The organism is Ureibacillus sp. FSL E2-3493 (genome assembly GCF_038077515.1).
Taxonomy (GTDB): domain Bacteria; phylum Bacillota; class Bacilli; order Bacillales_A; family Planococcaceae; genus Ureibacillus; species Ureibacillus halotolerans.
Map to the genome: position 1 here is coordinate 1,257,574 of NZ_JBBOPK010000001.1, position 20,370 is coordinate 1,277,943.

Below are 20,370 nucleotides of genomic sequence, written 5' to 3' on the forward strand. Positions count from 1 at the left end.
AAGTTTCCTTTAATTAAAATTGGGAAACGTTAATTGTTAGTAGATTTTTGTTATACTAAAGGAGAAAATAAATTTTAAACAAAATTAGAATGGGAAAGATGTCGTTTTCGCTATTTCTAGTAAAACAAGATGTTTTTCCAATCATTAAGAGTAAACAGTAGTATAGAGAGGTAACAAAATGACGACATATACTCCAATGATCCAACAATATTTATTAATCAAGTCAGAATATGAAGATGCTTTTCTTTTTTATAGACTCGGTGACTTTTATGAAATGTTCTTTGAGGATGCCGTTAAAGCATCGCAAATTTTAGAAATTACGTTAACGAGTAGAGATGCGGGAACAAAAGAGCGAATTCCGATGTGTGGTGTACCCCATCATTCGGCAAAAGGATATATTGAAACTTTAGTATCAAAAGGTTATAAAGTAGCCATCTGTGAGCAAACGGAGGATCCTAAACAGGCGAAAGGTGTAGTGAAGCGGGAAGTTGTTCAACTGATTACGCCAGGTACGTTAATGGAAGGGAAAACGATTGACGGAAAGTCTAATCATTTCATTGCAAGCGCGGAACAACTGGGAGAGAATCAATTTGCCCTTGCTTATTTAGATATTTCGACTGGGGAAGCGGCCACAGCTATTATAGAAGGCGGCTCAAAAGCTTTACTTCAACAATTAATGGCCTTACATATTCGTGAACTTGTTGTGACTGAGCAATTACAAATTTTATTAGCTGAACAAGCGAGTAACTTAGGGATTGTTCTTTCATTAGAAAAACAAGAAATGCCAGAGGAAAAGTCCGGAAAATACATTGTTAACTTGCCAAAAGACTTACATGGTGTAGCAAAAAGTTTATTGCAATATGTAGAACGTACTCAAATGCGTTCTTTATCCCATATTCAACCATTTACATATACCGAGACTAAGCAACATTTACGAATTGATACAAATTCCCAACGAAATTTAGAACTCCTCCAATCAATTCGTGGTGGCGACGAAAAGGGAACACTTCTTTGGTTATTAGATGAAACAGTCACAGCGATGGGGGGACGTAAGTTAAAACAATGGCTTCACCAACCTTTAGCGAATCGTAATGGGATTGAACGACGTCTAGCGATTGTGACAGATTTTCTAGATGAGTTTTTTGTTCGTAATGAACTTCGAGAATTGTTGAAAAAAGTCTATGATTTAGAACGTTTAGCTGGCCGGGTTGCCTTTGGAAATGTGGGGGGGCGAGATTTAGCACAACTTCGTGAATCATTGCGCCAAGTGCCCTTCATTAAAGAACAACTTCTTCAGTCTGGAAAAGAAACATTAAGCAGTTTAGGTGAAAAGCTTGATGAATGTACCGATGTGGAACAGCTTTTATCAAAAGCGATTACCGATCATCCGCCGATTGCCATTAAAGAAGGGGACGTCATTCGGGAAGGCTATAATGATAAGCTCGATGAGTTACGTTTTGCTGCTCGCAACGGAAAAGATTGGATTGCCCAACTAGAACAAAAAGAACGGGAAATCACCGGCATTAAAAACTTGAAAATTGGATATAATCGTGTTTTTGGTTATTATATTGAAATTACAAAATCAAATGTGGCGAATGCGGATTTATCCCGTTATGAAAGAAAACAGACGTTAGCGAATGCGGAACGTTATATTACGGAAGAGTTAAAAGAAAAAGAAGCAATCATTTTAAATGCAGAAGAACAAAGTTTAGCATTGGAATATGATTTATTTGTAGAACTACGGGAGCAATTAAAATCCTTTATTCCTCGAGTACAAGCTTTAGCTTCTAGCATAAGTGAATTAGATGTTTATATAAGTTTCGCTGTCGTTTCTGAAAAGTACCGATTTGTCAAACCTGCTTTCCATGAAGGTCGGGCATTAAAAATTGTTGGTGGTCGTCATCCGGTCGTGGAAAAAATGTTAAATAAACAAATGTATGTACCGAACGATTGCATTTTAACAGAGGATAAAAACATGATGTTAATTACTGGGCCAAATATGTCCGGTAAAAGTACCTTTATGCGTCAAGTGGCGTTAATCGTTGTATTAGCCCAAATGGGTTGTTATGTTCCAGCTGATGAAGCTTACTTGCCAATAACGGATCAAATTTTCACACGTATTGGTGCAGCGGATGATTTAGTTGCGGGTCAATCAACCTTTATGGTGGAGATGTTGGAATCGCAACATGCCATCACGAATGCAACAGCGAACAGTTTACTATTATTCGATGAAATTGGCCGTGGAACATCTACCTACGATGGAATGGCTTTAGCCCAATCGATGATGGAATATATTCACGATAAAATTGGTGCCAATACGTTATTTTCTACCCATTATCATGAATTGACGGCTCTTGAACAACAATTACAACGACTTCAAAATGTTCATGTTAGTGCTACAGAAAAAGACGGCAAAGTAGTCTTTTTACATAAAGTGCGACAAGGTGCTGCAGATAAAAGTTATGGCGTTCACGTAGCCCAACTTGCTGAAATGCCAGAGGATATTATCGAAAGGGCAAGAGTGTTGCTCCAACAATTCGAATCGAAAGACTCGGGGCAAGAAGTGGTAGCATCTTTCGAAGACGTGCCAGCAGAAGATGGACTTCAGTTGTCATTATTTGAAGAAGAGAAAGGGAATGCAGGCAACAAGGAAGAAAGTCACTCTTTAACGCAAGCGGAACAAGAAGTTTTGGAACGTCTTGAGAAAATGAACATTATGGGAACATCACCAATTCAAGCAATGAATGTTCTATATGAATTACAACAAATGTTATTAAGTAAAAAATAAAATCAATTCGCACTCTTTTTAATGCGGATGAAAGCAATAAAAGGAGGTACTTCAACATGGGAAAAATTCAAATAATGGATGAATGGTTATCGAATAAAATAGCGGCAGGTGAAGTAGTAGAACGTCCGTCGTCTGTTGTAAAGGAATTAGTCGAGAATGCCATTGATGCAGGAAGTACATCAATTGAAGTTTTTCTTGAAGAAGCCGGGTTAACCTCCATTCAAGTTACGGATAATGGAAGTGGTATGGATGAGGAGGATGCATTAAAATCCTTCTCACGCCATGCAACTTCAAAAATTTCGAAGGAACAAGATTTGTTTCGTATTCGTACGTTAGGTTTCCGTGGAGAGGCTTTGGCATCCATTGCTTCTGTGTCGAAAGTAACGTTGAAAACATCCGATGGAGAACACAATGGGTTAGAAATTCAATTGGAAGGTGGCCACGTCGTTTCCAAAAAACCAACCGCTTTCCGAAGAGGTACAGATATTACGATAGCTCAATTATTTTATAATACCCCAGCTCGATTAAAGTATTTAAAAACGATTCAAACCGAGCTAGGTCATTCCATTGATTTTATGAACCGGTTAGCCCTCGCCTATCCGGAAATTGCCTTTAAACTTGTACATAATGGTGGAACGCTCCTTCAAACGAATGGTAGGGGAAATGTTCAACAAGTCATTGCGGCAATTTATGGAGTTCAAAATGCGAAAAAAATGATTCCCTTTAGCGCGGAATCGAAAGACTATAAAGTACATGGATTCGCTAGTTTACCAGAAGTGACACGGGCAAATAAAAATTATATGTCCATCTTTGTAAACGGCAGATGGGTAAAACATTATTTAGTGCAAAAAACGATTGTTGATGCCTATCATACGTATTTACCGATTGAACGTTATCCGCTAGTTGTATTGTACATTGAAGGGGATCCCTATTTAACGGACGTCAATGTTCATCCGGCGAAATTACAAATCCGATTAAGTAAAGAACAAGAGCTACTACCACTCATTCAAGAGGCGATTAATAAAGCGATTCGTTCGGCTATTCATGTACCGGTTGCTGAAAAGAAAGAAAAACCAGTACGCATTCATACTGAGCAAATGAATCTTTGGAAACCGGCTCCTTCTCCTACCTTTGATGAGGCTAAAATCAACGCGATTGTGGACAAACTGAATGGGGAACAATCAATTGTCAAAGAAAGTACACAACCTCTTCAAAATGAAGAAGAATCGGAAGAGGACTTGTTCGTAGAGAAGCCGACGGAAATTGAGGAACAATGGGAAGTACCACCGATTCAACAAGAGGAACAACTATCAGCTCCACCTTCTAATGAGGAAGTAGTGGAAAAGAAAGAACCATTCCCAGAGCTGGAAATCGTCGGGCAAATTCACGGTACTTATATTGTTGCCCAAATGGAAGATGGCTTTTATTTAATTGATCAGCATGCAGCCCAAGAGCGAATTAAATATGAATATTTCCGGGAAAAGGTTGGGGAAGTGAATCCAAACGAACGACAATCTTTGTTACTTCCTTTAACTTTCCATTATTCAGCAGACGAAGCAATCATTTTAAAAGAAAATTTACAAGCCTTGCAAGAAGTCGGTGTCTTTTTAGAAGACTTTGGACAGTCTTCCTTTGTCGTACGGGAGCACCCAACTTGGTTCCCAAAGGGCTTTGAGCAGGAAATTATTGAAGAATTGATTGAACAAGTGTTAAAAACACGGAAAGCTGATGTGAAAAAACTTCGGGAAGATGCGGCCATTATGATGAGCTGTAAGAAGTCTATTAAAGCCAATTACTATTTGACGAAAGAGCAAATGGTCGTATTATTAAATGATTTACGGAAAGCCGATAATCCTTTTACATGTCCCCACGGTCGACCGGTTATGATTCATTTTTCTACTTATGAAGTCGAGAAAATGTTTAAACGGGTTATGTAGTAACGGATTATTTCAAGATAGTGAATAGGCGTTATTTCACATTGGATACTATTTAGTTATAATCGAATAAAATACAAGTTTTATAAATCATTAAATATGTTTTATCAACAAATCTTTTGTAAAGGGGAATTCATCATGTTTTCATTTAAAGAGCGTTCGAACATATTAAATACATTAAATCGTTATTCTTTTGATGTTCTTGTTATTGGCGGTGGCATTACAGGAGCAGGCATCGCCTTAGATGCTGCTTCCCGTGGACTGTCTGTTGCCCTTGTAGAGATGCAAGATTTTGCAGCAGGTACTTCCAGTCGTTCTACAAAGCTTGTCCATGGAGGATTAAGATATTTAAAACAATTGGAAGTCGGACTTGTGGCGGAAGTGGGCCGTGAGCGGGAAATCGTTTATGAAAATGGAGTCCATGTTACACGTCCAGAGTGGATGTTGCTTCCGCTTTATAAAGAAGGAACTTTAGGGAAAATGACGACTAGAGCTGCCCTTACCCTTTACGATCGGTTAGCCCAAGTACGTAAAGAAGAACGCCGCAAAATGCTTTCATCAAAAGAAGCCCTTGATAAAGTACCTTTATTGAAAACGGAAGGATTACTCGGTGCAGGATATTACGTTGAGTATAAAACAGATGATGCCCGACTAACGATGGAAGTATTGAAAAAAGCAGTAGAATACCAATGTGTATGTCTTAACTACGCACGGGTAACGGATTTTGAATATAAAAAGAAAAAAATAGTTGGGGCAAATGTACGAGATGAAATAACGGGCGAACGCATTACAATCCATGCTCACCAAATTGTAAATGCGACAGGTCCATGGGTAGACGAAGTGCGAAAAATGGATAAAATCCATAATAAGAAAAATATTCGTCATACTAAAGGGGTTCATATTGTAATCGATCAATCTAAACTGCCATTACAACAAGCAGTATATTTTGATACAGAAGATGGCCGTATGGTTTTTGCCATTCCTCGAGATGGTAAGACTTATGTAGGAACGACGGATACATTTTTCGAAGATGATTTAGTACAGCCAGTTGCAACGAAAGAAGATATTGAGTATTTAATTAAGTCCATTCATTATATATTCCCGAAAGTAACAATTAATACAAGTGACATCGAATCGACTTGGGCTGGAGTACGTCCTTTAATTTCCCAAGAAGGAAAGGATCCGTCTGAAATTTCCCGTAAAGATGAAATTTGGGTCGCACCAAGTGGTCTTTTAACTGTTGCGGGAGGGAAATTAACGGGCTATCGACAAATGGCCGAAACAATTGTCGATAAAATCGTGAAAATCCATAAATTTAAACATGCATCCGAATGTGTTACGAAGGAATTATCAATATCGGGAGCAAAAGGTTTAAATTCTTTCAATTTCAAAGATTATGTAGCGAACAAATCGAGAACAGGCATTGAGTTAGGTATTCCTTTTGATGAAGCGAAAAAGTTAGTTGAAAGATACGGTACAAATGTCGATGAAGTGTTCCAATATGCGAAATCTGTCAATACGAGTGAAATAACAATTCCCCTTTCTCTCTATGCGGAACTGCTTTATTCTATCTATTATGAAATGGCGATGACACCAAGTGATTTCTTTATTCGTAGAACGGGCTATCTATTCTTCAATATTGAATTAGTGGAGCAATATCGGGAACAAATTATTGAAATTATGAGCAACATTATAGGCTATTCGGACAGTGAAAAAGTCTTTTATAAAATGCAACTAGAACAATATATTGAAGATGCGAAAAATCCAATGAAATAGGGTGAAACTTGATTGGAAAAGCTAACAGAAGTTCTTCAAATGGATGATGGACATAAAATTTTTGTCCGTATTTTTGAACCGAAGAACAAACCGAAGGGACATTTTCATATTTTGCATGGAATGGCAGAGCATGGAGGTCGATATGAATCCTTTGCTTTAGCATTAGCAGCTCAAGGTTATTTCGTTACAGCCCATGATCATCGCGGTCATGGGCAAACGGCTGAATTAAATGGACAACTTGGCTATTTTGGCGATGATAATGGGTTCAATCGTGTAGTCGAAGATGTATTCGAAGTCATTCAGCATTATAGTGTTGGCCAAAATGTTCAAGAAACGATACTTTTTGGACATAGTATGGGGTCTTTTATCGCTCGTCGTTTTATTCAGCTCTATAGCGGCATGATTGATAAATGCATTTTATGTGGTACCGGAATGACGACTACGGTGCATAAACTGGGAAATGCCCTTGCGAAATCCCTTTGTGTCGTAAAGGGAAAAAATATGCCTAGTCAATTAATGAATGATTTAAGTTTCGGTAGTTTTAATCGGAATGTATTGAATGCGAAAACTCTTTATGATTGGCTTTGTAATAATGATGAGGAAGTAGAAAAATATATTCAAGACCCGTACTGTGGCTTTGTGCCGACCAATCAATTTTTTGTAGACTTAACCGATGGATTATTGTTAATTCATCGGAAAAAGGAACTCATGAACATCCGAAAGGACTTACCGATACTTTTAATAAGCGGAAGTGAAGATCCCGTTGGTAGTAGTGGTTCTGGTGTATTCAAAGTTGCTAAGGAACTTAAAAATGCTGGTTTAACGGATGTTGTCGTCTATCTCTTTGAGGGGATGCGACATGAAATTTTAAAGGAAAAAAATAATGAACATGTGTTTCATGTGATAACACGGTGGTTAAGTAGATGAAGGAAGACACAATCGAAGTAGTGGCCATTGTTGGCCCAACTGCTTCAGGAAAAACAGCTTTAAGTATTAAAATGGCAAAGGCATTTAATGGCGAAATTATAAACGGCGATTCGATGCAAATATATAAAGGACTCGATATTGGGACGGCCAAAGTTACGGAAGAAGAGATGGAAGGTGTTCCCCATCATTTATTGAGCTTTAAAGAGCCGACAGAAAGTTTTTCCGTTGCGGAATATCAATCGTTAGTTCGAGAAAAAATCGCTGAAATACAAGGGCGTGGAAAGTTACCGATTATCGTTGGTGGAACAGGCCTTTATGTACAAGCGGTTCTTTACGATTTTCAATTTACGAAAGAAGAAATCGATGAAGAAGCGCGGAAAAAATATTATGATCAGTTGATGGAAATTGGACCCGATGCTATGCATGCTAAGTTAGCCGAGCTAGATCCAGAAACAGCGAAAACAATCCATCCGAATAACACTCGCCGTGTTATTCGAGCATTAGAAATGATCGAACTTCACGGTGTTTCTAAGGCAAGCGAAGAACATAATCGGGGGACAATTCCTTTATACAATCATTTAATCATTGGAATAGACATGGATCGAGAAAAATTATATGAACGCATTAATTTAAGGGTTGACCTTATGATGGAAAATGGGTTGCTTGAAGAGGTTCGTGGATTGTGGGAACGTGGAATCCGAAATGTACAATCTGTTCAGGCTATTGGATATAAAGAGCTCTATGATTATTTGGACGGGCGAACAACGTTAACAGAGGCAATCGAACAATTAAAACAAAATTCGAGACGCTACGCCAAACGTCAATTAACATACTTCCGAAATAAAATGGATGTTCAATGGATTGGAACAGATTGGCATGCCATTGAAAAATATTCTAAATTTTTCAATAATGAAGAAGGAAAATAATGTCGAGTTGCCGAATACATTACTATATGACTATCCAAAATAGAAATAGATGAGGTGTATTGGGCGTGAAATCAATCAATCTTCAAGATACTTTTCTAAATAATTTACGGAAAAACAACACATTTGTTACAGTATTTTTATTAAATGGCTTCCAACTAAAAGGGTTAGTGAAGTCTTATGATAATTTTACCGTTTTATTAGAAGTGGACGGAAAACAACATCTAATTTATAAACACGCAATATCAACTTTCACACCTTCTAAGCATGTTTCACTTACGCCAGAAGGAGAAGGACAATCGTAACAAAATCGGCAGTTAATTACTTGCCGGTTTTTTTCTTATTCAAGTTACATATCACAATCCAGTAAATTGCGGGGAACCTAATTTTTCATTATAATGACAATAGTTTTAAATTTGGAGGTTTCAATGATGAAAACAATGACAACGGATGAGTTAATCGATTTATTAGATGCAAATGAAAATTTAAATATTATCGATGTACGCGAAGATTTTGAAGTAGAACATGGAATGATTCCAGGGGCAATTCATATTCCACTAGGCTTTATTCCAGAACGTGCACCTGAATTAGATAAATCAAAGGAATATATTATGGTTTGTAAAGGTGGCGTCCGTAGTGCCAATGCTGGGGAGTATTTAGAATCCCAAGGTTTCAAAGTGGTTAACTTAGAAGGCGGTATGATGGCCTACGATGGTGAATTAGAATTTAAATAATAGGTATTCCAATTTTTCAATGATAAATAAATAAACCCCGTAAACTGTGCACTTGAGTTTACGGGGTCGTTTATTTAAATAGATTATCTATGTGCTTTGTTATTTGTTGAAAGTTTAAAAGTTGGGCTTTCTTCAGTCTTTTTTAAAGTCCTTACTGGAAGTCTCCAATGCTTCATATAAGATAGTATACGTAAAGTTGTAATGACGACAAATAAAGCGTATAGGAAAAGATCTCCTTCAACTAATTCTAACCCGATCATTAAACCTGCACCTGCTGCCCATACAGCGTATATTTCATCACGAAGTACTAATGGTTTTCTCCGTGCTAATAAATCACGAATAATTCCACCACCGGAACCAGTTAAAACGGCTGCAACAATGACGGCACTAATCGGAAGTTCTAATGATACGGCATAAATTGCGCCTTGAATGGCAAAGGCAGACAACCCGATTGCATCCGTAAAATTGCCCCAACGATTCCAATGTTTAATTAAATGATGTGGAACAAGGAAAAAGATAGTAATTGCTGCAATGGCAATTTGAAACATCATTTCTTGGCTCCAAAGGGTAGAAACTGGCAAACCAATTAATAAATTTCGAACAGCTCCTCCACCAAATGCTGTGACAATCCCTAGTAAATACACACCAAAAAGATCATATTCTTCTTCCATGGCTACAATCGCACCAGAAATTGCAAAGGCAATGGTCCCAATGATACTAAATACTTCCCATGCCATAAAATTGCCTCCTTAACTTAACATGCAACATTGAGAATAGCAGTTTCATAGAGGATAGTAAAGGGAAAATTTTTAATTTAAAGAAAATCTTTTTTCCTCGAATTATAGGATGATTAATTGGGATGGAGATAGCATGAAACCAGCCTTTTAAAGGTAAAATAAAAGTACATATGAAACCATTTCCATTTATTGTCGTATATCAATTAAATTTGAAAGGGGAATCGATACATGACTAAAAATGGATGTATAAAATGTGGTAGTCAAGATGCAGGGAAAAAGGAAGTAGCAATGACGGGAACAGGATTATCGAAAATGTTTGATGTCCAAAAGAATGAATTTATCGTTGTTTATTGTAATAACTGTGGATATTCGGAATTTTATAATAAACAGGTTTCTACTACTTCCAATATCCTCGATTTATTTTTTGGTTAATAGAAAACAAACTTTATAAAGGATGTTATTGAACGTTTCTTTCTACTATCCGTTCTAAAATAGTTGAAATGCTTCCGAGAATTGATAAGATGATATAGGATATTTAGTTATTGCAGTAAAAAGAAACGGAGTTTTAAACATGGCATTTATTTCAACATTGCAGCCAGAGACGTTGCAATTAGCAAAAAAAGTGGAAGATAAAATACAGCCATTTCATAAAAAAATCGATGAAATGGCATTTTATAACCAACAAAAAGTATTGGCCGCTTTTCGAAAACATCAAGTAAGTGACTTTCATTTGCATCCATCGACTGGTTATGGCTATGACGATGAAGGCCGGGATAATTTAGAAAGGGTCTATGCAGAAACATTTGGAGCAGAAGCTGCCATTGTTCGGAGTCAAATTATTTCAGGTACTCACGCCATTACGTTAAGTTTATTTGGTGTGTTAAGACCTGGAGATGAATTAGTCTACATTACAGGAAAACCGTATGATACCCTTCAATCGATTGTCGATGGGGGAGACAAAGACACAGGCTCCCTTAAGGATTTTGGCATCGGTTATTCCCATGTTGATTTAATTGAGGATCAATTTATCGATTGGGAAGGAGTGGGAGTTGCGATTGGTGACAAAACAAAAATGGTCGCGATTCAACGTTCGAAAGGTTATGCTACACGTCCTTCCTTTACAATAGAAGAAATTCAAGAAATGTGTCAAAAAATTCGCGAAATCAAGTCTGATGTGGTCATTTTTGTGGACAACTGCTATGGAGAATTTGTAGAAGCAATGGAGCCTACGGAAGTAGGAGCGGATTTAATGGCAGGATCATTAATTAAAAATCCAGGTGGCGGTCTTGCAAAAATTGGTGGGTATATTGCAGGTCGTGCAGATTTAGTAGAGAAATGTGCTTATCGAATGACTTCACCAGGTATTGGAGCAGAAGCAGGTGCTTCTTTAAATACGTTAGCTGACTTTTACCAAGGATTCTTTTTAGCGCCCCATGTAGTAGCACAAAGTTTAAAAGGAGCTGTCTTTACTTCAGCAATGCTAGAGGAAATTGGCATGACGACGTATCCTCACTTTACAGCGAAACGTACGGATTTAATTCAATCAGTTTCCTTCCAAACGGCCGATCAAATGGTAGCGTTTTGTCAGGAGATTCAAGCAGCTTCACCAATTAATGCCCACTTTGCACCAGTTCCAGCTTATATGCCAGGATATGAAGATGATGTCATTATGGCAGCCGGTACCTTTGTACAAGGGTCCAGTATTGAGTTAACAGCAGACGGACCCATTCGACCGCCATATACAGCTTATATTCAAGGTGGACTTACTTACGAACATGTGAAATATGCTGTTTGTAGTGCGGTACAAAAATTAAAATAATAAATGAAAGGCGGCTTATTTTAAGTCGTCTTTTTTAGTTGGAAATAGAGGAAGTATTCTGTAGATGATATTTTTTTGATTTTAACACTTAAAATAAGGAGAAAACTTTAAGGAATTTATTAATATACTTTCCGTTTGAAAAATATAGTGTTAATAAAACTTTCCATGATTGGGGTTGTGTATGGGGCAAATTAGTAGAAATCGGAACTACGACCTCATTTTAAAACTTTTTATATTGATGTGGATTCTTACCGTCGTCGGCGTATTGTTTGCTCTTTTATTACCGATATCAGTCGTTATTCTTTTATCAATTATTTGTATTGGAATGATTGTTTTTACGTTTATAATGCGGCTTGGGAGTGTCATTATTTTTATTATTCCCTTTTTAATGGGGGTTCTCCATTTCTTATTTCTTGTGATTTTAATTGAATGGCTTGGTGCAGCACTTGTCGTCTCGGTATTTATAGGTACTATTCTTATTTTTTTATTAATTGCTTTAATCGGAATGCGATTTGTCATCGTTATTTCCGATGTGCTAATTTACTTTTTTACTGTTCTCATTGTGTTCGTAGTCTTTGGATTTATATATATATTCATTCCAGTAAGCAGTACGTTCTTCCTTGTCGTTGCGGGTATTTTTGTATTAGCTTTCGCACTTTACACAGTGTACGAAATTGATGTAATGCGCAGTCATTATATTCGGGAAAGTGAAATTATTCTATTCGCCCTTAGGTTATATTTAAATTTACTTTATGTTGTCATTGAAATCGGACTATCCTCTAAAAAATTCCGCTATTAAGAAAAACCTCACATTTTTATGTAGAATGGTACGTTATTCTGCAGAAACCGTTGATATCAATAGTTTCTGCATTTTTTTTATGGCTATTTTTTTAAAATGACTTACATGATGAAAAAAATTTTTATGTATTTTAACCTATTTTTTCATTCTTTTTAACAGTTCGTGTCATTATAAAGAAACTAAAAATAATCAATTTTAAGCAAATTCTAACTAAAATGAAAGAAGTTTTGCCTGTTTTCTCTATAATGTTAGTTTTTCTAACGTAGAATTGACAAGCTACCTTACTGAAGGTATGATATGTAGTAAGGGAGGTGAATTAAATGGGAAGTGAAAGAAGATCAAGTGAATTACGAAGATCGATGCCGCTTTTACCGATTGGTACGGTTATGCAGTTAACCGAACTGTCAGCGCGTCAAATTCGCTACTATGAAGAACACGATTTAATTCAGCCACACCGTACGGAAGGGAATCGAAGAATGTTTTCTTTAAATGATGTCGATACGCTTCTAGATATAAAAGATATGTTAGAGCAAGGCGTGAACATGGCAGGTATTAAGAAAGTATTTGAAATGAAAAATAATCCTGCGGTTCAAGCTGTAAAAGCAAAAGAAGAAATTTCAGATTCAGAGTTACGTCGTATATTACGCGAAGAAATGCGTATGGCAGGACGTCATCAAAAAACTTCTTTACGACAAGGGGATTTATCGCGTTTCTATCAATAAAAAAACGCGTGAATTATAAAAAATAAAATTGCTAAATAAGGGAAAAGTAGGAGTGTGGAATACTGTGGCAAAATATACAAGAGATGATATTAAGCGTCTTGTAGAAGAAAAAGAAGTAAAATATATTCGTCTACAATTTACGGACATTCTAGGAACAATTAAAAACGTTGAAATTCCAGTAAGTCAATTAGACAAAGCATTAGATAACAAAATGATGTTTGATGGTTCTTCTATTGAAGGTTTTGTTCGAATTGAAGAATCAGATATGTATTTATATCCTGATCTTGATACATTCATGGTATTCCCATGGACTGCTGAAAAAGGGAAAGTGGCACGATTCATCTGTGATATCGTAAATCCAGATGGAACACCATTTGCTGGTGACCCACGTTCAAACTTAAAACGTGTATTAGCGAATATGGAAGAGCTAGGATTCACTAGCTTTAACTTAGGGCCAGAACCAGAATTCTTCCTATTCAAATTAGATCAAAAAGGTGAACCAACATTAGAATTAAATGATGATGGTGGATACTTCGACTTAGCACCAACAGACCTTGGTGAGAACTGCCGTCGTGATATCGTATTAGAATTAGAAGAAATGGGCTTTGAAATTGAAGCTTCTCACCATGAAGTGGCTCCAGGACAACACGAAATTGACTTCAAATATGCAAATGTTGTAGAAGCATGTGATAACATCCAAACATTCAAATTGGTTGTAAAAACAATCGCTCGTAAACACGGTTTACATGCGACATTTATGCCAAAACCACTTTACGGTGTAAACGGTTCTGGTATGCACTGTAACGTTTCTTTATTCAGAGGAAAAGAAAACGCGTTCTTCGATGAAAAAGCTGAAATCGGTTTATCTGAAACGGCGATGCAATTCATGGCAGGTGTATTAGCTCACGTACAAGGATTTACAGCGATTACAAATCCAACTGTAAACTCTTATAAACGTTTAGTACCTGGTTATGAAGCACCATGTTACGTAGCTTGGTCAGCTCAAAACCGTTCACCTTTAATTCGTGTACCAGCTTCTCGTGGTTTATCGACTCGTATCGAATTACGTTCAGTAGACCCTTCTGCTAACCCTTATTTAGCATTAGCTGTAATTTTAGAATCTGGTTTAGAAGGTATTCGTCAAAAAATGACACCACCAGCTGCAATCAACCGTAACATCTATATTATGAGTGAAGAAGAGCGTAAAGCAAATGGTATTGACAACTTACCAGCTTCACTAAGTGATGCACTTGTTGCATTAGAAAACGATGAAGTTGTGAAACGTGCACTAGGTGAACATATTTATGCGAACTTTAGAGAAGCAAAAGAAATCGAATTTGATATGTTCCGTACAGCTGTTCACCCTTGGGAACGCGAACAATATATGAAAATGTACTAATCGTCATTTTCTCTACCCGGTATGCATTGATGTATACCGGGTTTTTGAATTATGAAGGAAATTAATATAAAATTTCTTCGTAAAGGGTGGTCACAGAGGGGAAAGTTTTTGGTTTCAATTAACGATTTTTCGTATAACGTGTAAATTGAAATATGGCGATTAATAGGCTAATCATACTGATCGCCCAAAAGATACTTGCCATTCCAATTTGAGCAGAGTTTTCTTCTGAAGCCATTGGATGATATTGATCGATTTCTAAATTAAAGCCATTCATAAAGAAATAAAAACTAATTGATAATAACAATAAGTGTAATAAAATAAAAGCATATGCTATACTATTTTTTCTGTTTTTAACCCACAACATGATAGTAGATAATGCAAAAATGAATAGAACAAAGGTAAAACCAATAGTTAATAAGCTTGGAAATTCCACTTCTACTAGCATTAAAATTACCTCCTTCCGACTCATCTTCATATTAACAAAAATTCCAATTTTATGAAATATACTTTAAAATTATTAACAGCTATAACATATATTGATTCAACAAGTTTTAGAGGTGTTGTAAATGGAAATTAGTTTTGTAGTATTCCCATTCATCATCGGGCTTGTTTTAGGTTCCTTTTTCAATGTAGTAGGATTAAGAGTCCCGAAAAATGAATCAATCGTCGAACCACCTTCCCATTGTTCAAAATGTAAACGGCGATTAACACCCCTCGACTTAATACCTGTAGTTTCATACTTATGTTTAAGAGGGAGATGTCGGACATGTGGTACGAAAATTTCTCCGCTCTATTTATGGATTGAACTTTTAACTGGCATTCTCTTCACGATGGCTACATACAAAATCGGTTTTACTTCGGAATTAGCAGTAGTTCTCCTATTTATCTCTCTATTAATCATTATTGTTGTTTCCGACATTGTTTACATGATTATCCCTGATAAAATACTCCTTTTCTTTTTACCTTTTTTAATTTTAGGCAGAATATTAGTGCCTCTTGATCCATGGTGGGATAGTGTTGTAGGTGCCATTATAGGTTTTGGGATGCTTTACTTCATCGCATTTGTGTCAAAAGGTGGTATAGGTGGGGGAGATATTAAACTTTTCTTTTTAATTGGACTTGTTCTAGGATGGAAGAATACGATTTTAACATTGTTTTTAGCTTCAATAATTGGACTAATTATAGGGATTATAACGTTAAAAGTAAGAGCAGAGGGTAAAAAGACTCCGTTTCCTTTTGGTCCGGCAATTGCTATTTCCGCTATTACTGTTTATTTCTATGGGGACTTGATTGTTAAGTGGTATATTATTCTCCTTTTGAAAGAATAATGGTTAAATTTAAAATAAAGAATTATAATAGTTCAATTTTGAATTTAGTACGGTTAATAAAATATAATTGTTAGTTAGTTCCACTATAGTTAAAGATTACTCCAAACTAAAGCTTGCTCTGAAAATCTGGTTTTATAGTTTAAAAGAAACAGCTTAATATACTTTAGTTCTTTAACTTAAATATAAATTGGAACCATGAGAACGTGTTCTAATTTGATATAATTTAATGGTAAATTTTGTATAAATGTTATAATGTCAGTAAATGGATGTTAGACTAAAAATAGCTCGAGTGTAAAAAATTGACATGTCATTAATACTACTAATAATCAATGGGAGATTAATGAAATGAACTTTAAAAAAAGTATTTCCATATTAACTGTAATAACCCTTATATTTAGTTTAATCGAACCTATCCACTCCAGTGCAAATACATTTTCAGATGGAGAAATAAAGGATAATTCTATTAAAGCAATTGATATTAATACTAAGTTTGTCGAATCAGAATTAGAGGTACAAAAACCAAAACATAACATTATATATCCTGAACTAGCATTAGAAGAAACGGAATTTTCTTATATCCCAGACATTCAACCTATGTGTGGACCTCCATGTGGATTAATTGCTGTTATTGCTACAAGAGCTATAATAAGTGGTGTATCAAGAGCAATTTTAAAAAATTCAGCAGGTAATACTATTAAAACTTTAGTACCTGCTCCTAAAAATGCTGCGGCAAATGCAGTTAAGAATTATACTACAAAGAGTGTGAAAGCAAATGGTAGAACTTACAGTGTTACCAAAACAGATATGAAACATTTTTTAGAACGCCATTCAATGAATCATTGGAATGGAAGTTGGGCACCGGGAAAAACAAGTCAAACATTTTTTTATCAAGGAATGACAATACAACGTTTAGATACAATTATTTTAAATGGTTTAAAACAAAATGCTAGTAAGTTACCATCTAGTGGATTTAAACAATTTAACTATACTTATAATAATATAACTTATGTTATTAGGGTTAATGGAACCACAAAAAGGGTTACACAGATTTATCCTAAAAAAACTTATGTTAATCCTTATTAGGAAGGAGAATTATGCTTGTTTAATGTAAAAACCTGGGTAAGCTATGACACTTGGCTTAGTGATCCACAACCAATAAATGAAATTGAGAAAAATTTCTATGTATTTGATGAACCGGAGAATGAAGAAATTCTTCGAAAGCTAATGAACCCAAGTATAGAAGAATCACCATATCCATTTAGAGGGTTCGTTCAAGTAACATATAACGGTCGTGAAATTTTTGGCCAAACAATATTTTCTTTAATTGACCATGTTTGGGCAACTTACCAAAGTTTATTAAAAGAAACATTTGAAAAAGGATATGCTAACGTATTTCATCCTGAAGGTGAAATAATAGCAATCTCTTTAAACACTGATAAAAAAAATCCCTCCCAACTTGAATTATCAGTTTTTCCTAACGACTTAGAATTTCGTAAAGATTTTATCTTACCAAAGAAAGCATTTATGAAAGCCATGTATGAAGGGCTAATAAAATATTATAAAACATATGCGACCTACTGTGAAAATGAAGATGTAAAGCAAAATTTAAAAATGGATTTAGAAACTTTTTTAAAAAATCCATTATATTAAGAGTTTAACTTAGATTTTTTAATAGTTTAAAACATAGCTGATAGCTACACTTTTACTTAATCATCTAATAGCGCCCGCGTGTTTTTGTAGGCGCTATTTATATGTTCGTTCAAAGTCTAAATGTAAATTAATCTATTTATTTTGAAGGTACTTTAACAGAAAAGATAAATCCTTTTAAAGGAGATAATTAACCCTATCTAGAATATTCTATAACAGTTTTATTTGTAATAGATTGATTCTGGAGGTGCTTAGATGAAACCGATTATTGGTGTGACAATGACGGAGAGCAATGGACAGTATTGTATAAATGAAGCGTATGTGAAGTCGATTTTAAACGCAGGTGGCATTCCATTTGTGCTACCCTTTGGTGTAGAAAAAGATGCGGTCCAATTTATTACAAAAATCGATGGCTTATTACTAACAGGTGGGGTAGATGTTCACCCTCATTATTTTCATGAAGAGCCTCATTTAAACTTAGGGCATGTGATGTTAGAAAGGGATCAAATGGAGATGGCACTTACTAAAGTCGCTTTAGAAAGAAAAATACCGATTTTCGGTATTTGTCGTGGAATCCAATTGTTGAATATCGCAATGGGAGGAAATCTTTATCAAGATATCAATTCCCAATATGAATCTACGCCCATCCTTCATCAACAAAAGGCAAGTAGATATGTACCATCCCACTATATTGAAATAAAGTCAAATAGTCATTTGCACCAAATCATAGGTAAAGAAAAAATTGCCGTAAACTCTTTCCATCACCAGTCAGTTAAAAATGTTCCAGATTCTTTTTCGATTTCCGCAAAGGCAACGGATGGAATTATTGAAGCGATAGAGTTAAAAGATTATCCATTTTGTATAGGGGTTCAGTGGCACCCTGAAGAAATGGCAGTTACACAAGAAGAACATTCTCAAAAATTATTTAAAGCCTTTATTGATGCGAGTAGTAAAACAAATTAATTGTTCGTGTTCGTATTAATGAAACTATAATCAATATACGAAACAAGGTTGTCCCTCAGTCGATTAGACTACGAGACAACCTTTTTTAATGAATTCGACGATATAAGCCTACTACTTTACCTAATATGCTCACTTGGTTCACTAGAATTGGATCCATGCTAGAATTTTCAGGCTGTAAGCGGAAATGAGTTTTTTCTTTAAAGAAGCGTTTTACAGTTGCTTCATCATCTTCTGTCATAGCAACGACGATATCTCCATTATTCGCAGTAGAAGTTTGTTTTACGACTACGTAATCTCCATCTAAAATACCTGCTTCAATCATGGATTCACCCATTACTTCTAACATAAATAATTTTTCTTCGCTCGTACCATAAGTATCTGGTAGTGGGAAATATTCTTCAATATTTTCAATTGCAGTTATTGGCAAACCAGCTGTTACTTTCCCTACAAGAGGAACATGTACGACGGATTGTTTTTGAACGGTATCCGTTTCCCCATCTAAAATTTCAATAGCGCGCGGTTTTGTAGGGTCGCGTCGGATAAGTCCTTTACTTTCTAAACGAGCTAAATGCCCATGCACAGTGGAACTGGATGCTAGACCTACCGCTTCGCCAATTTCACGAACCGATGGTGGATATCCTTTCGTGCGAACTTCTTCTTTTATGAATGCTAAAATATCTTCCTGTCTTTTTGATATTTTTTTCAATTCTCTCACCTCTTTAAGTGAATATGTATCTCTATTAATTACATATAGTATATCAGTGATAGAACAAAAAAGCAAACATAGGTTCGAAAATAGTGTTGACAAAAACATGTGTTCGTATTAAATTAAGAACATACATTCCGAACAAACATTCGAAAAGAGGTTGAGAGTTATGAAATGGTTACAAAAAAACAGCTATATTGTAGTATTATTCGTCGCTTTCTTCGTTATGGGAGCAATTTTATTGATTACAGACAATGGCGATATAACATACGAACAAATTGAAATTCAACACGGTGATACTCTATGGACGTTAGCAGAACAATATCGTGGTAAAATGACTAAACAAGAGTGGATCCAAAAAGTTAAAAATGAAAACAATCTTATTGGAGAAAACATTGTTGCAGGCCATGATTTAACGATATTGGTTAATGAAGATAGCGTTTATATGGCAAAAATAGAGAATGAAGACGATCTTCATTCAGTAGAGGTAGCGATTAAAAATAAATGAGTAAAAATAACAAAGCCGTCATCTATACACGGGTAAGTACAGAAAAAAATACGCAAGAAACGTCCTTGGTTCGTCAAGAAGAAGAATTACGCAACTATGCTGAAAAAATGAATTATCAAGTATTGCGAGCATTTCAAGATCAGCATAGTGGATATGAAGTAGAACGGGAAGGGCTTCTTGAAATGTTAAACTATATAAAAGAAAACAATGTACCTGCTTTATTTGTTCAAGACGAAACACGTTTAGGACGTGGTAATGCACGAATGGCAGTTTTACATTTGCTTCAAAAAAATGGGACAATCGTTTATTCATTAAATAATGCCGGGCCCCTTTCTTTAAATGAAATGGATACGATGTTGCTAGAAATTTTAGCGATTGTAGAGGAATATCAACGGAAAATACATAACGCTAAAATTAAAAGAGGAATGAAACGGGCGGTTGAAAATGGATATCGACCAGAAAAAAATATTAAAAATCGTCATTTACACGAAGGACGAGAACGGATCGATGTACCAATCGAAGAAATTGTTAACCTACGAAATAAGGGGCTAACATTTCATGAAATTGCATCAACGCTAAGAGGATTAGGCTTCCAAGTAAGTAAAGCGACAGTGCACCGACGATATACTGAGTATATGGAAGAACTTGAGGACTAGTTAA

21 protein-coding genes are annotated in these 20,370 nt (G+C 35.7%); 18 read left to right on the top strand and 3 right to left on the bottom strand.

Annotated features, from left to right (window positions below):
• Window positions 1-178 precede the first annotated feature (178 nt).
• From mutS to MHH69_RS06415, 7 genes are all read left to right on the top strand, one after another.
• On the top strand, window positions 179-2,788 hold the full coding sequence (gene mutS, locus MHH69_RS06385) for a DNA mismatch repair protein MutS (protein ID WP_341361938.1): 2,610 nt from the start codon (window positions 179-181) through the stop codon (window positions 2,786-2,788).
• Window positions 2,789-2,844: 56 nt separating this feature from the next.
• Window positions 2,845-4,725: a DNA mismatch repair endonuclease MutL gene (mutL, locus tag MHH69_RS06390; protein ID WP_341361939.1), complete on the top strand. Its 1,881-nt coding sequence runs from the start codon at window positions 2,845-2,847 to the stop codon at window positions 4,723-4,725.
• Between the two features lie 135 nt (window positions 4,726-4,860).
• Window positions 4,861-6,498 carry a glycerol-3-phosphate dehydrogenase/oxidase gene (locus MHH69_RS06395; protein ID WP_341361940.1) on the top strand — a complete coding sequence of 546 codons (1,638 nt, stop codon included), beginning with the start codon at window positions 4,861-4,863 and terminating at the stop codon, window positions 6,496-6,498.
• A gap of 12 nt (window positions 6,499-6,510) precedes the next feature.
• Window positions 6,511-7,425, top strand: coding sequence for an alpha/beta fold hydrolase (locus MHH69_RS06400; RefSeq protein ID WP_341361941.1), 915 nt, complete (start codon window positions 6,511-6,513; stop codon window positions 7,423-7,425).
• Window positions 7,422-8,351 carry a tRNA (adenosine(37)-N6)-dimethylallyltransferase MiaA gene (gene miaA, locus MHH69_RS06405; protein ID WP_341361942.1) on the top strand — a complete coding sequence of 310 codons (930 nt, stop codon included), beginning with the start codon at window positions 7,422-7,424 and terminating at the stop codon, window positions 8,349-8,351. Before MHH69_RS06400 ends, miaA begins: the two co-directional genes overlap by 4 nt.
• Before the next feature lie 65 nt (window positions 8,352-8,416).
• Window positions 8,417-8,653 (top strand): RNA chaperone Hfq, encoded by a 237-nt coding sequence (gene hfq / locus MHH69_RS06410; protein WP_122970482.1) that lies wholly within the window; start codon window positions 8,417-8,419, stop codon window positions 8,651-8,653.
• 126 nt (window positions 8,654-8,779) lie between these two features.
• Window positions 8,780-9,082: a rhodanese-like domain-containing protein gene (locus MHH69_RS06415; protein WP_341361943.1), complete on the top strand. Its 303-nt coding sequence runs from the start codon at window positions 8,780-8,782 to the stop codon at window positions 9,080-9,082.
• Window positions 9,083-9,165: 83 nt separating this feature from the next.
• On the opposite strand, the gene MHH69_RS06420 is transcribed toward MHH69_RS06415, so the two are convergent.
• Window positions 9,166-9,819 (bottom strand): trimeric intracellular cation channel family protein, encoded by a 654-nt coding sequence (locus tag MHH69_RS06420; protein ID WP_122970484.1) that lies wholly within the window; start codon window positions 9,817-9,819, stop codon window positions 9,166-9,168.
• 228 nt (window positions 9,820-10,047) lie between these two features.
• Here MHH69_RS06420 and MHH69_RS06425 point away from each other — a divergent pair, with 228 nt between their 5' ends.
• The 5 genes from MHH69_RS06425 to glnA all read left to right on the top strand — a co-directional run bounded on the left by MHH69_RS06425 (window position 10,048) and on the right by glnA (window position 14,558).
• Complete coding sequence (locus MHH69_RS06425; protein WP_122970485.1) at window positions 10,048-10,251, top strand: zinc ribbon domain-containing protein; 204 nt, start codon at window positions 10,048-10,050, stop codon at window positions 10,249-10,251.
• Between the two features lie 139 nt (window positions 10,252-10,390).
• Complete coding sequence (locus MHH69_RS06430; protein WP_341361944.1) at window positions 10,391-11,638, top strand: methionine gamma-lyase family protein; 1,248 nt, start codon at window positions 10,391-10,393, stop codon at window positions 11,636-11,638.
• A gap of 181 nt (window positions 11,639-11,819) precedes the next feature.
• On the top strand, window positions 11,820-12,437 hold the full coding sequence (locus MHH69_RS06435; RefSeq protein ID WP_341361945.1) for a hypothetical protein: 618 nt from the start codon (window positions 11,820-11,822) through the stop codon (window positions 12,435-12,437).
• Window positions 12,438-12,757: 320 nt separating this feature from the next.
• Entirely contained in the window at window positions 12,758-13,159 is a 402-nt protein-coding gene (locus tag MHH69_RS06440) for a MerR family transcriptional regulator (protein WP_122970488.1), read from the top strand.
• A gap of 64 nt (window positions 13,160-13,223) precedes the next feature.
• Window positions 13,224-14,558 (top strand): type I glutamate--ammonia ligase, encoded by a 1,335-nt coding sequence (gene glnA / locus MHH69_RS06445; protein ID WP_122970489.1) that lies wholly within the window; start codon window positions 13,224-13,226, stop codon window positions 14,556-14,558.
• A 118-nt stretch (window positions 14,559-14,676) separates the two neighbouring features.
• Here glnA and MHH69_RS06450 read toward each other — a convergent pair whose 3' ends face one another.
• The gene (locus tag MHH69_RS06450) at window positions 14,677-15,003 is read right to left on the bottom strand and encodes a hypothetical protein (protein ID WP_122970490.1); all 327 of its coding nucleotides are present in this window, start codon (window positions 15,001-15,003) and stop codon (window positions 14,677-14,679) included.
• Window positions 15,004-15,124: 121 nt separating this feature from the next.
• On the opposite strand from MHH69_RS06450, the gene MHH69_RS06455 reads away from it, so the two are divergent.
• The 4 genes from MHH69_RS06455 (at window position 15,125) to MHH69_RS06470 (ending at window position 18,496) form a co-directional block, all read left to right on the top strand.
• On the top strand, window positions 15,125-15,886 hold the full coding sequence (locus MHH69_RS06455; RefSeq protein WP_122970491.1) for a prepilin peptidase: 762 nt from the start codon (window positions 15,125-15,127) through the stop codon (window positions 15,884-15,886).
• A 345-nt stretch (window positions 15,887-16,231) separates the two neighbouring features.
• Window positions 16,232-16,969, top strand: coding sequence for a hypothetical protein (locus tag MHH69_RS06460; protein WP_341361946.1), 738 nt, complete (start codon window positions 16,232-16,234; stop codon window positions 16,967-16,969).
• A 15-nt stretch (window positions 16,970-16,984) separates the two neighbouring features.
• Window positions 16,985-17,536 carry a hypothetical protein gene (locus tag MHH69_RS06465; protein WP_122970494.1) on the top strand — a complete coding sequence of 184 codons (552 nt, stop codon included), beginning with the start codon at window positions 16,985-16,987 and terminating at the stop codon, window positions 17,534-17,536.
• Window positions 17,537-17,788: 252 nt separating this feature from the next.
• Window positions 17,789-18,496, top strand: a complete 708-nt coding sequence (locus MHH69_RS06470; RefSeq protein WP_341361947.1) for a gamma-glutamyl-gamma-aminobutyrate hydrolase family protein — start codon at window positions 17,789-17,791, stop codon at window positions 18,494-18,496.
• An 85-nt stretch (window positions 18,497-18,581) separates the two neighbouring features.
• On the opposite strand, the gene lexA is transcribed toward MHH69_RS06470, so the two are convergent.
• On the bottom strand, window positions 18,582-19,202 hold the full coding sequence (gene lexA, locus MHH69_RS06475) for a transcriptional repressor LexA (protein ID WP_122973160.1): 621 nt from the start codon (window positions 19,200-19,202) through the stop codon (window positions 18,582-18,584).
• A 169-nt stretch (window positions 19,203-19,371) separates the two neighbouring features.
• Between lexA and yneA the strand changes: the two genes are divergently transcribed.
• Window positions 19,372-19,710, top strand: coding sequence for a cell division suppressor protein YneA (gene yneA, locus MHH69_RS06480; RefSeq protein ID WP_341361948.1), 339 nt, complete (start codon window positions 19,372-19,374; stop codon window positions 19,708-19,710).
• Entirely contained in the window at window positions 19,707-20,366 is a 660-nt protein-coding gene (locus MHH69_RS06485) for a YneB family resolvase-like protein (RefSeq protein WP_341361949.1), read from the top strand. Before yneA ends, MHH69_RS06485 begins: the two co-directional genes overlap by 4 nt.
• Window positions 20,367-20,370 lie beyond the last annotated feature (4 nt).

What these genes read in the sequence shown, in the direction of transcription:
- mutS (WP_341361938.1), top strand. Translation starts at nt 179, where the DNA reads ATGACGACATATACTCCAATGATCCAACAATATTTATTAATCAAGTCA.
- mutL (WP_341361939.1), top strand. Translation starts at nt 2,845, where the DNA reads ATGGGAAAAATTCAAATAATGGATGAATGGTTATCGAATAAAATAGCG.
- MHH69_RS06395 (WP_341361940.1), top strand. Translation starts at nt 4,861, where the DNA reads ATGTTTTCATTTAAAGAGCGTTCGAACATATTAAATACATTAAATCGT.
- miaA (WP_341361942.1), top strand. Translation starts at nt 7,422, where the DNA reads ATGAAGGAAGACACAATCGAAGTAGTGGCCATTGTTGGCCCAACTGCT.
- MHH69_RS06415 (WP_341361943.1), top strand. Translation starts at nt 8,780, where the DNA reads ATGAAAACAATGACAACGGATGAGTTAATCGATTTATTAGATGCAAAT.
- MHH69_RS06420 (WP_122970484.1), bottom strand. Translation starts at nt 9,819, where the DNA reads ATGGCATGGGAAGTATTTAGTATCATTGGGACCATTGCCTTTGCAATT.
- MHH69_RS06425 (WP_122970485.1), top strand. Translation starts at nt 10,048, where the DNA reads ATGACTAAAAATGGATGTATAAAATGTGGTAGTCAAGATGCAGGGAAA.
- MHH69_RS06430 (WP_341361944.1), top strand. Translation starts at nt 10,391, where the DNA reads ATGGCATTTATTTCAACATTGCAGCCAGAGACGTTGCAATTAGCAAAA.
- MHH69_RS06435 (WP_341361945.1), top strand. Translation starts at nt 11,820, where the DNA reads ATGGGGCAAATTAGTAGAAATCGGAACTACGACCTCATTTTAAAACTT.
- MHH69_RS06440 (WP_122970488.1), top strand. Translation starts at nt 12,758, where the DNA reads ATGGGAAGTGAAAGAAGATCAAGTGAATTACGAAGATCGATGCCGCTT.
- MHH69_RS06450 (WP_122970490.1), bottom strand. Translation starts at nt 15,003, where the DNA reads ATGCTAGTAGAAGTGGAATTTCCAAGCTTATTAACTATTGGTTTTACC.
- MHH69_RS06455 (WP_122970491.1), top strand. Translation starts at nt 15,125, where the DNA reads ATGGAAATTAGTTTTGTAGTATTCCCATTCATCATCGGGCTTGTTTTA.
- MHH69_RS06460 (WP_341361946.1), top strand. Translation starts at nt 16,232, where the DNA reads ATGAACTTTAAAAAAAGTATTTCCATATTAACTGTAATAACCCTTATA.
- MHH69_RS06470 (WP_341361947.1), top strand. Translation starts at nt 17,789, where the DNA reads ATGAAACCGATTATTGGTGTGACAATGACGGAGAGCAATGGACAGTAT.
- yneA (WP_341361948.1), top strand. Translation starts at nt 19,372, where the DNA reads ATGAAATGGTTACAAAAAAACAGCTATATTGTAGTATTATTCGTCGCT.
- MHH69_RS06485 (WP_341361949.1), top strand. Translation starts at nt 19,707, where the DNA reads ATGAGTAAAAATAACAAAGCCGTCATCTATACACGGGTAAGTACAGAA.